The sequence below is a fragment of the Paenibacillus sp. 7541 genome (assembly GCF_002276395.1).
Taxonomy (GTDB): Bacteria; Bacillota; Bacilli; order Paenibacillales; family Paenibacillaceae; genus Paenibacillus_AQ; species Paenibacillus_AQ campinasensis.
The window spans coordinates 32180-47331 of record NZ_NQLZ01000039.1 but is presented as its reverse complement, the minus strand read 5'-3'; the positions used below and the strand labels follow the sequence as shown (position 1 = coordinate 47331).

Sequence of the window (15152 nt, the reverse complement as noted above, 5' to 3'; positions counted from 1 at the left end):
CCTCCTTTCTTTAGGTGATTATTTCTTCACCGTTTCTTTAATTTGCACAAAGCCTTTTTTCGGTCCTGGAACGGAACCTTTAACAAGGATAACGTTACGCTCAGCGTCTACCTTGATAACTTCAAGCTTTTGGATGGTAACTGTTTCGTGGCCCATGTGACCTGGCAGGCGTTTTCCTTTAGGAACACGGTTAGCCTGGATCGAACCCATGGAACCTGGTCTGCGATGATAACGGGAACCGTGAGACATTGGTCCGCGGCTTTGTCCCCAACGCTTGATAACACCTTGGAAACCTTTACCCTTGGAAATACCGGTTACGTCAACAAATTCGCCTTCGGAGAAGACATCTGCCTTCAGCTCCTGGCCGACCTCGACACTCGCGAGGTCAACACCGCGAATTTCGCGAACGTAGCGCTTAGGTGCAGTATTTGCTTTTTTCGCATGTCCTGCTTCTGGTTTGTTGGCACGTTGCTCTTTCTTATCAGCGAAACCAACCTGGATCGCTTCGTATCCATCGTTCTCAAGATCTTTTTTCTGCAGAACAACACAAGGACCTGCTTCGATAACCGTTACAGGGATTACATTACCTTCTGGAGTAAACACTTGAGTCATTCCGAGTTTTCTACCTAAGATACCTTTCATGTTGACACCTCTTTTCTCTTCACTAATTCATTATGCAATTACAGTTTGATTTCGATATCTACACCGGACGGCAGGTCCAAGCGCATCAAGGCATCCACAGTTTGTGGAGTCGGGTTCACGATATCGATCAAGCGTTTATGAGTACGCATCTCGAACTGTTCCCGAGAATCCTTATACTTGTGCACCGCACGGAGAATGGTAATTACTTGTTTCTCAGTTGGAAGCGGGATCGGACCGGAAACACCAGCACCCGAACGTTTAGCTGTCTCAACGATTTTCTCAGCGGATTGATCAAGAATTCTGTGGTCGTATGCTTTCAAGCGAATACGAATTTTTTGCTTTGCCATTTTATTCCCTCCTTCTATCGCCCAATTTGGTATCGGACATACTCCGTGAAAATTTTCCGATCACCCTCCTCATGGCAAAGGGGCCGGGTGTGTCGGTAACCTCTCACATCATCGCAACGTCGCAGAACAACATTCACTATTATATAGAAAAGATAGGCGTATTGCAAGCATTAAATCATAATTCATGAAAAGCCATGTATTGGCTGTTATCAGTATAGATCTCCGCCCCCCGTCTTAAACACGGGACAGGAATTGCTTCGCAAATTCTATCATATATATAGAAGGAAGTTGTCACAGAAAAAGAGCCCGGCCTTGAGGGCCGGACTCTCTTATCGTTACATCACATTGTTGCTCGTTACAGTACACTGTTGCATATCGATCGCTTATGGAATAAGCGTTAATTACTTAATGATGGAAGCAACGGAACCAGCACCTACAGTACGGCCGCCTTCACGGATGGAGAACTTCGTACCTTCTTCGATCGCGATTGGAGCGATCAGTTGAACGGTAACGGTGATGTTGTCACCAGGCATTACCATGTCAGTTCCTTCTGGCAGGTTGATTACGCCAGTTACGTCCGTAGTACGGAAGTAGAACTGTGGACGGTAGCCAGTGAAGAAAGGCTTATGACGTCCACCCTCTTCTTTGCTCAGTACGTATACTTGAGCAGTGAACTCCGTGTGTGGTTTAACGGATGCAGGCTTAGCAAGTACTTGACCGCGCTCGATTTGAGTACGCTCAACACCGCGAAGCAATGCGCCGATGTTGTCACCAGCTTGTGCGGAATCCAGCAATTTACGGAACATCTCAACGCCCGTAACAACGGATTTGCGAGTCTCTTCAGCGATACCCACGATTTCAATCTCGTCACCAACTTTGATCGTACCGCGCTCTACACGACCAGTAGCAACAGTACCACGACCTGTGATGGAGAATACGTCCTCAACAGGCATCAAGAAAGGCTTCTCAGTGTCGCGCTCTGGCAGTGGGATGTACTCGTCGATGGTTTTGAACATTTCAACGATTTTGTCAGCCCAAGGACCATCTGGGTTTTGCAGCGCTTCACGAGCGGAACCACGAGTGATTGGAGTGTCGTCGCCTGGGAAGTCATATTCGCTCAGCAGGTCACGAACTTCCATTTCAACCAGTTCCAGAAGCTCTTCGTCTTCTACCATGTCGCATTTGTTCAGGAATACAACGATGTAAGGAACGCCTACCTGACGGGACAGCAGGATGTGTTCGCGAGTTTGCGGCATTGGGCCGTCAGCTGCGGATACAACCAGGATTGCGCCGTCCATTTGAGCAGCACCAGTGATCATGTTTTTAACATAGTCAGCGTGACCTGGGCAGTCAACGTGTGCATAGTGACGAGTATCAGTTTCGTATTCAACGTGAGCTGTGGAGATTGTGATACCGCGCTCGCGCTCTTCAGGAGCTTTGTCGATTTGGTCGAATGCTACAGCAGCACCGCCGTATCTTTTGGACAATACAGTAGTGATTGCAGCAGTCAAAGTTGTTTTACCATGGTCAACGTGACCGATAGTACCGATGTTAACATGGGGTTTCGTACGTTCGTATTTAGCCTTTGCCATTTGAACAATTCCTCCTTAAGGGGATATATATGTTAGGCTGGAACGGAATGAACGGGACGATCATCCCGTCTCCTAATCCAGCAGGTGAAACTTATTACTCTGCGCCTTTGAACTTGGTCACAATTTCATCGGAGATATTCTTAGGAACTTCTTCGTAATGGGAGAGTTCCATCGAGAATACGCCGCGGCCTTGTGTACCGGAACGAAGAGTTGTAGAGTAACCGAACATTTCGGAGAGAGGCACTTTCGCACGGATAATTTGCGTACCGCCACGGGAGTCCATACCTTCGATACGTCCACGGCGGGAGTTCAGCATACCCATTACGTCGCCCATGTATTCCTCAGGCACGGTAACTTCTACTTTCATGATTGGCTCAAGCAGGACAGGACTACATACATCCTTCGCCGCTTTCAAAGCCATAGAACCGGCGATTTTGAACGCCATTTCATTGGAGTCAACATCATGGTAAGAACCGTCAACGATTGTAGCTTTAACGTCTACAAGCGGGAAGCCGGCAAGTACACCGTTCTTCATCTGCTCTTCAATACCTTGTTGTGCTGGTCCAATATATTCTCTAGGTACAGCACCGCCGACGATCTTGCTGTCGAACTGGTTGCCGCTACCCGCTTCGAGAGGTTCGAACTCAACCCATACGTGACCGTATTGACCACGACCACCGGACTGACGGACGAATTTACCTTCAACACGCCCTGGCTTGCGGAAGGTTTCGCGATAAGCAACCTGAGGCTTACCAACGTTGGTCTCAACCTTGAACTCACGACGCATACGGTCGATGATGATATCAAGGTGAAGCTCACCCATACCTGCCAGAATCGTTTGGCCGGTTTCCTCATCCGTATGAGCGCGAAGCGTTGGATCCTCTTCTGTCAACTTACCGAGGGCCACACCCATTTTATCCTGGTCGGCTTTTGTTTTAGGCTCAACTGCGATTTCGATAACCGGATCCGGGAAGTTCATGGACTCCAGAATAACTGGATGCTTCTCATCACACAGTGTATCACCTGTACCGGTATCTTTCAAACCTACAGCTGCCGCGATATCACCAGCATAAACCTGGTTGATTTCTTGACGGCTGTTCGCATGCATCTGAAGGATACGACCGATACGCTCGCGCTTGCCTTTCGTTGCATTCAGTACGTAAGAGCCGGATTGCAGAATACCGGAATACACACGGAAGAACGTCAGCTTACCAACATAAGGGTCCGTCATGATTTTGAACGCCAGAGCAGCAAATGGCTCTTCATCGGCAGATTTGCGGCTTACTTCCGTTCCGTCTTCAAGGGTACCCTTGATGTCCGGTACGTCAACTGGAGCCGGCAGATAGTCGATAACAGCGTCAAGCATCAGCTGAACACCTTTGTTACGATAAGAAGATCCGCAGATTACAGGGAAGATTTTAACCTCTACTACACCTTTGCGCAGAGCAGCTTTCAGCTCCTCAACCGTGATTTCTTCACCTTCAAGGTATTTCATGGTCAGATCTTCGTCCAGCTCAGCTACCTTCTCGATAAGCTCGTTGCGAAGCTCTTCAACTTGATCTTTGTATTCGGCTGGAATCTCAGCTTCTTCGATGTTCTGGCCGAGGTCATCCTTATACATATAAGCTTTTTCCTCGACAAGATCGATGATGCCGATGAAGTCAGCTTCTGCACCGATCGGAAGCTGAATCGCTACCGCATTCGCTTGCAGACGATCTCTCATGTCTTTTACAACATTCAAGAAGTCAGCGCCGATAATATCCATTTTGTTCACATATGCGATCCGCGGTACACCGTAACGGTCTGCTTGTCTCCATACGGTTTCCGACTGAGGTTCAACGCCCTCTTTCGCACTGAATACACCTACTGCCCCATCCAATACACGAAGGGAACGTTCAACTTCTACTGTGAAGTCAACGTGCCCCGGGGTGTCGATAATATTAACGCGATGACCTTTCCACTGAGCGGTTGTAGCAGCGGACGTAATTGTGATTCCGCGCTCCTGCTCTTGCTCCATCCAGTCCATCGTAGCAGCACCCTCGTGAACTTCCCCGATTTTGTGCGTACGACCGGTATAGAACAAGATCCGCTCTGTGGTGGTCGTCTTACCAGCGTCAATATGCGCCATGATCCCGATGTTACGTGTATTTTTCAAGGAGAACTCTCTTGCCATGCGAATAGTCTCCCTTCAAAATTGAAGTTTAATGTGACTGTTAATCCTACCAGCGGTAGTGAGCAAACGCTTTGTTTGCTTCAGCCATTTTGTGCGTGTCTTCACGCTTCTTAACGGAAGCGCCTGTGTTGTTGGAAGCATCGATAATCTCTGCTGCCAAACGTTCTTCCATTGTTTTCTCACCGCGTGTGCGAGAGTAGTTTACGAGCCAACGTAATCCAAGGGATGTACGTCTCTCTGGTTTAACTTCGATCGGAACCTGGTAGTTTGCACCGCCGACACGACGAGCTTTAACTTCCAGTACTGGCATGATGTTCTTGATAGCAGCTTCGAATACTTCCATCGGATCATTGCCTGTACGTTCCTTGATGATGTTGAATGCATTGTAAAGGATGCTTTGAGCAACACCTCTTTTACCATCCAACATGATACGGTTGATCAGACGAGTAACCAGCTTGCTGTTGTACACCGGATCCGGCAGCACGTCTCTTTTTGTAACTGGACCTTTGCGTGGCATGGATATCCCCCTTTCTTCAATCATGGTCATGCTATTGTTGTCACATGAGCATTAGTTGCTTTTTGCTTTCGGACGCTTCGTACCGTATTTGGAACGAGCTTGCATCCGGTTGTTAACACCAGCGGTATCAAGCGCACCGCGAACGATGTGGTAACGTACACCCGGAAGGTCTTTTACCCGTCCGCCGCGAACCAATACAACGCTGTGCTCCTGCAAGTTATGACCGATACCCGGAATGTATGCCGTCACCTCAATGCGGTTCGTCAAGCGAACACGGGCATATTTACGAAGTGCGGAGTTCGGTTTCTTCGGCGTCATTGTACCTACACGAGTGCAAACACCGCGTTTTTGCGGAGCGCTCAAGTTCGTCTCCTCACGTTTCAAAGCGTTGAATCCTTTTTGAAGAGCTGGAGATTTCGACTTGTACACTTTTGCTTGACGGCCTTTGCGAACCAGTTGGTTAATTGTTGGCATTCTAGCCACCCCCTTCCCGTAATTATCATCCTGTTACAAACCAAGTTTTAAGTCCACAGACCCAGGCGGTTCATAAAAGAACAAATGAAAAGTTTTTGCCGAGAGAAGTACGCTCCTCCAACAAAAACAGTTTCCTACTCATGATTTTAAGACTGCGACCATGGCTGCGCCGACTTCTATACCGCACGCTTCCCCAAGCCCCTTCATCGTAGGCACATAATTGATATGCACTTGATGCTTGCTGCACAGGGATACGATCTTGGTTATCAGACGCTGATCACAATCTTCAGCCACATAGACTTCTGCGGCCTGGCCTGTTTCCACGGCCTTCATCGTTTGTTTGGTGCCGATCTTGACATGTGCATCCTGTAATCCTTTTTCATTAGACACAAGCATTCCTCCAAAAGATCAGGGAACAAGGCAACTATTCACGCACCTTTGCTATATTAGCATCTGCCCCAAACGATGTCAAGCTATTAAATCGGATAAAAAAAGAAACTCTGGGACGGGAGCAAAGCGCCGGATTACGGCTGCTTTCACATCCCGTCCCATCCTTTCTTTCTTGTTACTCTACGGAAGCTGGCTCCAGTTCCTGATTTTCGTCGTTCAGAAGATCCTGACCTTCGAATTTCACGCTGCGGTAGCGGTTCATACCGGTACCGGCAGGAATCAGCTTACCGATAATGACGTTCTCTTTCAGACCGAGCAGCTGGTCGACTTTACCTTTGATGGCGGCGTCGGTCAGCACGCGCGTAGTCTCCTGGAAGGAGGCTGCGGACAGGAATGAGTCGGTTTCCAGAGACGCTTTTGTAATCCCGAGCAGCACCGGCTTGGCAACTGCCGGCTCTTTACCGGACAGAATCGCTTCCTTGTTCGCTGACTCGTATTCATGGATATCCACGTAAGAGCCTGGCAGCAGGTTCGTATCTCCCGCATCAACGATACGGATTTTGCGCAGCATCTGCCGGATCATCACTTCAACGTGTTTATCGTTGATTTCCACACCCTGGTTCCGGTAAACGCGCTGTACTTCCTGCAGAATGTAGTTCTGCACACCGCGAATCCCTTTGATGCGAAGCATTTCTTTCGGATCGATGGATCCGTCTGTCAGCTCGTCACCGGCTTCAATATGCTGTCCTTCGCTTACGCGCAGACGGGAGCCGTATGTGACGGAGTAGACTTTCGTTTCCGCTTCGCCCTGAACTTCAATCTCACGACGGTCTTTCGTCTCGCGGATCTCTTTGACGACGCCGTCGATCTCACTAATGGTCGCTTGACCTTTAGGGTTACGGGCCTCGAAGAGCTCCTGGATACGCGGAAGACCTTGCGTAATATCGTCACCGGCAACACCGCCTGTGTGGAATGTACGCATCGTAAGCTGGGTTCCCGGTTCACCGATGGATTGGGCGGCGATGATACCAACCGCTTCACCAATTTCAACATGTTTGCCGGTAGCCAGGTTGCGGCCGTAGCATTTTTTGCAGACGCCATAGCGAGCGCGGCAGCTGAGAATCGAACGAATCTGAACTTTCTCTACGCCAGCCTTCACGATTTCGGCCGCTTTGTCCGAATCGATCAGCTCGTTGCGGTTCACGATAATTTCCTTTGTTTCCGGATGACGAACGGTTTCGAAGGAATAACGGCCTTCGATACGATCATACAGATCCTCGATGACTTCCTTGCCGTCCTGGATGCGGCTTACGGTAAAGCCTTTATCCGTGCTGCACTCGTCCTCGCGTACAATCACGTCCTGGGCGACATCGACCAGACGACGTGTCAAGTAACCGGAGTCAGCGGTACGAAGCGCGGTATCGGCCAGACCTTTACGCGCACCGTGCGTGGACAGGAAGTACTCGAGTACCGTCAGTCCTTCGCGGAAGTTCGATTTGATTGGCAATTCGATGATTCGACCGGACGGGTTGGCCATCAGACCCCGCATACCGCCCAGCTGGGTGATCTGCGATTTGTTACCCCGCGCTTTGGAGTCCACCATGAGCATGATGGAGTTGAAGCGGTCCATCGATTTCATCAGAACTTCCGTAATGTCGTCCTTCGCTTTGGACCAGATATCAATAACGCGGTCATAGCGTTCTTCATTGGTGATCAGACCGCGACGGTATTGGTTCGTAACGACGTTAACCTTCTCATCGGACTCTCTCAGAATCTCGTTCTTCTCTTCCGGCACGATAACGTCGGAGACCGCTACGGTCACGCCGGCACGTGTCGAGTACGTGAAGCCGAGCTGCTTGATTTTGTCCAGAATGATGGAGGTTTCGGTTGTATGGTACGTTTCGAAGCAGCGAGCAATAATCTGACCCAGATATTCCTTACCGACAGCACCGCTGATCGGAAGATTCTGAATCACTTCTTGAATATCGGTGCCTTTTTCGTAAATGAAATACTTCTCCGGCGTACCTTGAAGCAAGTTCGTACGCGTAGCTTCGTTAATATACGGGAAGCTTGCCGGGAAAATCTCGTTAAAGATGATCCGGCCGATCGTCGTTACGAGCATCGCTTGCTGCTGTTTCTCGGTAAAGCTGGTTTTGCCAAGCGCTTTAACCGGGATGGCAACACGTGCATGAAGACCTGCAACACCGCGCTGATATGCGGATACCGCCTCGTTCACGCTGCCCAGAATCATGCCGGTGCCCTTCTCTTCCTTGTTGTCCATCGTCAGATAGAAGGAACCAAGGACCATATCCTGGGAAGGGGTAACGACAGGCTTGCCGTCTTTCGGGTTCAAAATGTTGCCGGATGCCAGCATAAGGAGACGAGCTTCCGCCTGTGCCTCTGCAGACAACGGCACGTGAACCGCCATTTGGTCACCGTCAAAGTCCGCGTTGTACGCTGTACATACGAGCGGGTGAAGACGAATCGCGTGACCTTCAACGAGAATCGGCTCAAACGCCTGGATACCGAGTCTGTGAAGCGTAGGGGCACGGTTAAGCAGTACCGGATGCTCCTTGATCACTTCTTCAAGCACGTCCCAGACCTCTGGGCTTACACGTTCAACTTTGCGTTTTGCACTCTTGATGTTGTGAGCCAGACCTTTGTTGACCAGCTCTTTCATCACAAATGGCTTGAACAGCTCAAGCGCCATTTTCTTAGGCAGACCGCACTGATACATCTTCAGGTACGGACCTACGACGATAACGGAACGACCGGAGTAGTCTACCCGTTTACCGAGCAGGTTCTGCCGGAAGCGCCCTTGCTTACCTTTCAGCATGTGGCTGAGGGATTTCAGAGGACGGTTGCCCGGTCCTGTAACCGGACGGCCGCGACGGCCGTTATCGATGAGCGCGTCAACCGCTTCCTGAAGCATACGCTTCTCGTTCTGTACGATGATGTCCGGAGCTCCGAGATCCAGCAGACGCTTCAAACGGTTGTTCCGGTTAATAACACGGCGATACAGGTCATTCAGGTCAGAAGTGGCAAAACGTCCGCCATCCAGCTGAACCATCGGACGAAGCTCAGGCGGGATCACCGGCAGTACATCCATCACCATCCACTCCGGCTTGTTGCCGGAATTGCGGAACGCCTCAATGACTTCAAGGCGCTTAATGGCGCGGTTGCGGCGCTGGCCTTGTGCCGTACGCAGCTCTTCTTTCAGGAATTCCAGTTCTTTTTCAATATCCAGATCCTGAAGAAGCTTCTTCACAGCCTCAGCACCCATGCCAGCCTGGAAACCATAACCGTACTTCTCACGATAGCTGCGATATTCTTTCTCGGACAGCAGCTGTTTTTTCTCCAGCGGCGTATCGCCTGGATCGGTTACGACATAAGATGCGAAATAGATGATCTCCTCAAGAGATCTTGGAGACATATCCAGCGCCAGACCCATCCGGCTTGGAATGCCTTTGAAGTACCAGATATGGGATACAGGAGCGGCCAGCTCAATATGTCCCATCCGCTCGCGGCGGACTTTGGCACGCGTAACTTCGACGCCGCAGCGATCGCAGACAACGCCTTTATAACGGACACGCTTATATTTACCGCAATGACATTCCCAGTCCTTTTGAGGACCGAAAATCCGTTCACAGAACAAGCCTTCCTTTTCCGGCTTCAATGTCCGGTAGTTAATCGTTTCCGGCTTCTTCACCTCGCCGCGGGACCAAGAACGAATCTTCTCCGGGGAAGCAAGACCGATTTTCATATACTCAAAATTGTTAACGTCCAACAAGGAGCAACCCTCCTCAACCTAGTCCTAATTATGTGCTACGGTCGCAACACCGCCGCCGGCCAAAGACCGACGGGGTGAACAGCAGCCGTTATTCCACTCCGACTTCAGCGCCTTCCAAGTTAAGGCTCAGTTTATCACCTGCGGCATCATCTTCATCATCGAGTTCTTTCATCTCGATTTCTTCTTCGTCCTCGCTTAGGATTTTGACGTCCATACCGAGAGACTGAAGCTCCTTGATCAATACCTTGAACGATTCAGGAACACCTGGTTCCGGAACGTTCTCGCCTTTGACAATCGATTCGTACGTTTTTACCCGGCCGACAACATCATCGGATTTCACTGTGAGGATTTCCTGCAGCGTGTACGCTGCACCGTAGGCCTCAAGCGCCCACACCTCCATCTCACCGAAGCGCTGACCGCCGAACTGAGCTTTACCACCCAGCGGCTGCTGCGTAACGAGAGAGTAAGGGCCTGTGGAACGGGCATGGATTTTGTCGTCAACCATGTGCGCCAGTTTGATCATGTGCATGACGCCCACCGTAACTTCACGCTCGAAGCGCTCGCCAGTCCGGCCGTCATACAGCACGGTCTTACCGTTGCGCTGCATGCCTGCTTCCTCCATCGTATCGAACACGTCATACTCGCTTGCACCGTCAAATACCGGCGTTGCAACGTGAATGCCGAGCTGGAGGGCAGCCATACCCAGATGGACCTCAAGCACCTGACCGATGTTCATACGCGATGGAACCCCGAGCGGGTTAAGTACAACCTGTACCGGTGTGCCATCCGGCAGGAACGGCATGTCTTCTTCAGGCAAGATCCGGGCAACGACACCTTTGTTACCGTGACGTCCTGCCATCTTGTCGCCTTCAGAGATTTTCCGTTTCTGCGCGATGTAGACGCGAACCAATTGGTTGACGCCTGGAGGCAGCTCATCGCCGTTCTCACGGGTAAACACCTTCACGTCAACGATGATGCCGTCACTTCCGTGAGGCACGCGAAGTGACGTATCGCGAACCTCGCGAGCCTTCTCACCGAAGATCGCATGCAGGAGACGCTCTTCCGCCGTCAGTTCCGTTACCCCTTTAGGCGTAACCTTGCCGACGAGAATATCTCCGGCGCTAATCTCGGCACCGATGCGGATAATGCCGCGCTCATCCAGGTTCTTCAGCGCTTCTTCACCGACGTTCGGAATGTCGCGCGTAATTTCTTCCGGCCCCAGCTTCGTGTCGCGAGCCTCGGATTCGTACTCCTCGATATGAATCGAAGTGTACACATCCTCCTTCACGAGCTTCTCGGAAAGAAGGATCGCATCCTCGTAGTTATAACCTTCCCAAGTCATAAACGCGACAACAACGTTGCGGCCAAGCGCCAATTCGCCCATCTCGGTTGAAGGACCGTCGGCCAGAATGTCGCCTTTCTTCACCACGTCGCCGCGCTTGACGATCGGACGCTGGTTAATGCAGGTTCCTTGGTTGGAACGCATAAACTTGTGCAGTTTATATTTAATGATGTCGCCTTTGACTTCTTGTCCGTCCACGTTCTCCACGCGGCGGAGCCAGATTTCGTCAGCGGACGAACGTTCAATAATCCCGTCGTATTTGGTTACAATACATACACCGGAATCCTTAGCAGCTTTATGCTCCATGCCTGTTCCGACAAGCGGAGCTTTAGGCACGAGCAGAGGAACCGCCTGACGCTGCATGTTCGATCCCATCAGGGCACGGTTGGAGTCATCGTTCTCAAGGAACGGAATGAGCGCCGTCGCCACGGATACAACCTGCTTCGGCGATACGTCCATGTAGTCCACACGGTCGCTCGGCATCGGCAGGATGTTATCGGATTGCTTGTTGTAACGAACGATAACGACATCATCTGTAAAGCTGCCGTCTTCGTTCAGTTCGGCATTCGCCTGGGCGATCACGTAGTTGTCTTCCTCATCCGCAGTCAGGTAATCAATTTGCTCGGTTACCTTGCCTGTTTTCGGATCCACCCAGCGATACGGAGCTTCAATAAAGCCGTATTCGTTAATGCGGGCAAAGGTAGACAAGGAGTTGATCAGACCGATGTTCGGTCCCTCCGGCGTCTCGATCGGACACATACGACCATAGTGACTGTGGTGAACGTCGCGGACTTCGAAGCCTGCGCGCTCCCGCGTCAGACCGCCAGGTCCGAGTGCAGACAGACGACGCTTGTGCGTCAGTTCTGCCAGCGGGTTCGTCTGATCCATAAACTGGGACAGCTGGGAGCTTCCGAAGAACTCCTTGATGGATGCGATAACAGGACGAATGTTGATCAATGCCTGCGGCGTAATCACATTCGCATCCTGAATCGACATTCTTTCACGCACAACGCGCTCCATGCGGGACAAACCGATACGGAACTGGTTCTGCAGCAGCTCGCCAACAGAACGCAGACGGCGGTTGCCCAGATGGTCGATATCATCCGTGTTCCCGATTCCATGCAGCAGGTTGATGAAATAGCTGATGGAGGAGATGATATCCGCCGGCGTAATATGTTTCACGGATTTGTCGATATTTCCGTTCGCGATCACTTTCACTACCTTGCCGTCTTCAATTGGAGAGAAGACATCAATGGTTTGCATCGGGATATCATCGCTATCCAGCACACCACCGGCCACATGGTAGTTCTTGAAGCCAACGCTCTTCTCGAGGTGTGGCATAATCTCGTCGAGGAGACGACGGTCTACCGTTTGTCCTGCTTCTGCGATAATCTCGCCAGTTTCAACGTCGATCAGGCTTTCAGCCAGACGCTGGTTGAACAAACGATTCTTGATATGAAGCTTCTTGTTGATCTTGTAGCGACCCACATTAGCCAAGTCATAACGCTTCGGATCAAAGAAACGCGCGACCAGGAGGCTCTTCGCATTCTCCAGCGTCGGCGGCTCGCCCGGACGAAGACGTTCGTAAATCTCGATCAGCGCCTTCTCGGTAGAGTCCGTGTTGTCCTTGTCCAGCGTGTTTTGAATATATTCATCATTGCCCAGCAACTCCAGAATCTCGGCATCCGTACCAAAACCAAGCGCACGCAAAAGCACGGTTACAGGGATTTTGCGGGTGCGGTCGATCCGGACATAGATGATGTCCTTCGCGTCCATTTCGAGTTCCAGCCATGCGCCGCGGTTCGGGATCACTGTAGCAGTGTAGGTTGACTTACCGTTTTTATCCACTTTCGTGCTGAAATAGACGCTGGGAGAGCGAACCAACTGGCTGACAATAACCCGTTCGGCACCATTGATAATGAATGTTCCGGTTTCCGTCATGAGCGGAAAATCCCCCATGAACACTTCCTGCTCCTTGACCTCTCCAGTCTCCTTATTGATGAGACGGACCTTCACGCGGAGCGGCGCCGCATAAGTAACGTCGCGTTCTTTTGCGTCATCGACGGTGTATTTCGGTTCTCCAAGGCTGTAGTCAATGAACTCCAGAACCAAGTTGCCTGTGAAATCCTGGATTGGCGAGATGTCCTGAAACATTTCGCGAAGCCCTTCCTCCAAAAACCATTCATAAGATTTTTGTTGGATTTCGATCAGGTTCGGAACTTCGAGTACCTCGTGGATACGAGCATAACTGCGCCGAGTGCGTCGACCATATTGAACAAGATGTCCTGCCAACTTAAACTCACCCCTCATGTCTACTCACTTTAAAAATTCATTGCGAACCTCTGTTTGTAACACTATAATGGTACATACAGAGGACACTCCCATAAATAGAGAAAAGCCCTTATCGAATCAACTTTCGAAAAAAGAGCAGCTTATCCATGGTTATGATAATCATCTCATATCCAGTAGATTTGCCCAAAATGTACATATTATACGTTAATGCGACGGACTTTATGCAGTTCCCTTCACATTAGGCCTTGACATTTCAGCAAACTAAAGACAAAGAGACCATCCTAATACTGACATTTTATAATAATAACACAGCGGGTCAACCGAGTCAACAGCCCTGCCGTATTTTGAAACATTAATTTTCATTTCATGCATTTGCGTTCATTTCCTCAAGCCTTTGTCGCCTTGAAGATGCGATAACCCTTATCCTTCGTTACCTCTTCCACCTTCTTGAACAGACTCTCCAGCTTCGCCTTCGCCGAAGGAGCGCCCTGCTTCTTCTGGATCACGATCCACAGCTCGCCATTGTCGCGAAGATGATGCCACGCCTCTTCAAAAATCGCAAACACCGTTTCTTTTCCCGCACGGATCGGAGGATTCGTCAGGATCACATCAAACTGCTGGCCTTTCACCGCAGCAAACAGATCCGATTCCATCACCGTGACATTCGCTATACTGTTGCGAATCGCGTTTTCCTTCGCCAGTTCGACAGCTCTGCTGTTAATGTCGATCATCGTCACATGTCCGGCAGCAGCGAGCTTCGCCGCAGCCAAACCGATGGGCCCATAACCGCACCCGACATCCAGCACGGAAGCATCTGGCCGAATGTCCATCGCTTCTATCAAAACTTTGCTGCCATAATCTACGCCGCCCTTGGAAAATACCCCCGCATCGCTGATAAAACGGAACGTGTTTCCCCGAAGGACTGCGCTCAGCTCTTTGCGATCATGCGCCGTCTCCGGCTGATTAGAGTAATAGTGCTGATTCGGCATACGCCCCTCCATCTGAATCCAGTTTCCCCTCTTTCCCCCGAACAAGGAGCAAAGAGCGCCAATTGTACCAGTATACCCCCGGCTGATTTCAAACAGACCTGTCTTGGGTTAACGCCTCACAATAACAAACCCCTTGAACCTAAATTCAAGGGGTTTGCATCATGCTGACATATCCGTTAGAGAGAAATTACTTCAACTCTACAGTTGCGCCTGCTTCTTCAAGCTTCGCTTTAACAGCTTCAGCTTCGTCTTTGGATACTTTCTCTTTCAGAGCTTTAGGAGCGTTGTCAACCAGCTCTTTTGCTTCTTTCAAGCCGAGGCCAGTGATTTCGCGAACCACTTTGATAACGTTGATTTTGGATGCACCAGCGTTAGCCAGTACTACGTCGAATTCGGATTGCTCAGCAGCTTCAGCAGCGCCGCCGCCACCTACAACAGCTACTGGAGCTGCAGCAGTTACGCCGAATTCTTCTTCGATTGCTTTAACGAGATCGTTCAGTTCCAGAACGGACATGCCTTTAATTGCTTCCAAGATTTGCTCTTTGCTCATTTAAGTTGAACCTCCGTTTATTATAAGAATTTTGTATAGTTACAATCATACAGC

Annotated in this window: 11 protein-coding genes; all 11 read right to left on the bottom strand. The window is 50.4% G+C overall.

The genetic code is table 11. The features are described from left to right. Window positions 1-18: 18 nt before the first annotated feature. The 11 genes from rplC to rplL all read right to left on the bottom strand — a co-directional run bounded on the left by rplC (window position 19) and on the right by rplL (window position 15098). Window positions 19-642, bottom strand: a complete 624-nt coding sequence (rplC, locus tag CHH75_RS21225) for a 50S ribosomal protein L3 (RefSeq protein WP_095267537.1) — start codon at window positions 640-642, stop codon at window positions 19-21. Window positions 643-680: 38 nt separating this feature from the next. Next, window positions 681-989, bottom strand: coding sequence for a 30S ribosomal protein S10 (rpsJ, locus tag CHH75_RS21220; protein ID WP_006676490.1), 309 nt, complete (start codon window positions 987-989; stop codon window positions 681-683). Between the two features lie 401 nt (window positions 990-1390). Continuing rightward, entirely contained in the window at window positions 1391-2581 is a 1191-nt protein-coding gene (gene tuf / locus CHH75_RS21215) for an elongation factor Tu (RefSeq protein WP_095267536.1), read from the bottom strand. Between the two features lie 94 nt (window positions 2582-2675). Next, window positions 2676-4754 (bottom strand): elongation factor G, encoded by a 2079-nt coding sequence (gene fusA / locus CHH75_RS21210; RefSeq protein ID WP_095267535.1) that lies wholly within the window; start codon window positions 4752-4754, stop codon window positions 2676-2678. A 46-nt stretch (window positions 4755-4800) separates the two neighbouring features. Continuing rightward, on the bottom strand, window positions 4801-5271 hold the full coding sequence (gene rpsG / locus CHH75_RS21205; protein WP_095267534.1) for a 30S ribosomal protein S7: 471 nt from the start codon (window positions 5269-5271) through the stop codon (window positions 4801-4803). A 51-nt stretch (window positions 5272-5322) separates the two neighbouring features. Beyond that, the gene (gene rpsL / locus CHH75_RS21200; RefSeq protein ID WP_095267533.1) at window positions 5323-5745 is read right to left on the bottom strand and encodes a 30S ribosomal protein S12; all 423 of its coding nucleotides are present in this window, start codon (window positions 5743-5745) and stop codon (window positions 5323-5325) included. A gap of 138 nt (window positions 5746-5883) precedes the next feature. Next, on the bottom strand, window positions 5884-6135 hold the full coding sequence (locus CHH75_RS21195) for a ribosomal L7Ae/L30e/S12e/Gadd45 family protein (RefSeq protein WP_095267532.1): 252 nt from the start codon (window positions 6133-6135) through the stop codon (window positions 5884-5886). A 175-nt stretch (window positions 6136-6310) separates the two neighbouring features. After that, window positions 6311-9925 (bottom strand): DNA-directed RNA polymerase subunit beta', encoded by a 3615-nt coding sequence (gene rpoC / locus CHH75_RS21190; RefSeq protein ID WP_095267531.1) that lies wholly within the window; start codon window positions 9923-9925, stop codon window positions 6311-6313. Window positions 9926-10013: 88 nt separating this feature from the next. Further along, complete coding sequence (rpoB, locus tag CHH75_RS21185) at window positions 10014-13559, bottom strand: DNA-directed RNA polymerase subunit beta (protein ID WP_095267530.1); 3546 nt, start codon at window positions 13557-13559, stop codon at window positions 10014-10016. A gap of 386 nt (window positions 13560-13945) precedes the next feature. Then, window positions 13946-14548 carry a class I SAM-dependent methyltransferase gene (locus tag CHH75_RS21180; RefSeq protein ID WP_095399118.1) on the bottom strand — a complete coding sequence of 201 codons (603 nt, stop codon included), beginning with the start codon at window positions 14546-14548 and terminating at the stop codon, window positions 13946-13948. 187 nt (window positions 14549-14735) lie between these two features. Further along, window positions 14736-15098: a 50S ribosomal protein L7/L12 gene (gene rplL, locus CHH75_RS21175; protein ID WP_095267528.1), complete on the bottom strand. Its 363-nt coding sequence runs from the start codon at window positions 15096-15098 to the stop codon at window positions 14736-14738. Window positions 15099-15152: the final 54 nt, after the last annotated feature.

Coding starts and splice junctions, on each gene's coding strand:
- rplC (WP_095267537.1), bottom strand. CDS start 642: ATGAAAGGTATCTTAGGTAGAAAACTCGGAATGACTCAAGTGTTTACT.
- rpsJ (WP_006676490.1), bottom strand. CDS start 989: ATGGCAAAGCAAAAAATTCGTATTCGCTTGAAAGCATACGACCACAGA.
- tuf (WP_095267536.1), bottom strand. CDS start 2,581: ATGGCAAAGGCTAAATACGAACGTACGAAACCCCATGTTAACATCGGT.
- fusA (WP_095267535.1), bottom strand. CDS start 4,754: ATGGCAAGAGAGTTCTCCTTGAAAAATACACGTAACATCGGGATCATG.
- rpsG (WP_095267534.1), bottom strand. CDS start 5,271: ATGCCACGCAAAGGTCCAGTTACAAAAAGAGACGTGCTGCCGGATCCG.
- rpsL (WP_095267533.1), bottom strand. CDS start 5,745: ATGCCAACAATTAACCAACTGGTTCGCAAAGGCCGTCAAGCAAAAGTG.
- CHH75_RS21180 (WP_095399118.1), bottom strand. CDS start 14,548: ATGCCGAATCAGCACTATTACTCTAATCAGCCGGAGACGGCGCATGAT.
- rplL (WP_095267528.1), bottom strand. CDS start 15,098: ATGAGCAAAGAGCAAATCTTGGAAGCAATTAAAGGCATGTCCGTTCTG.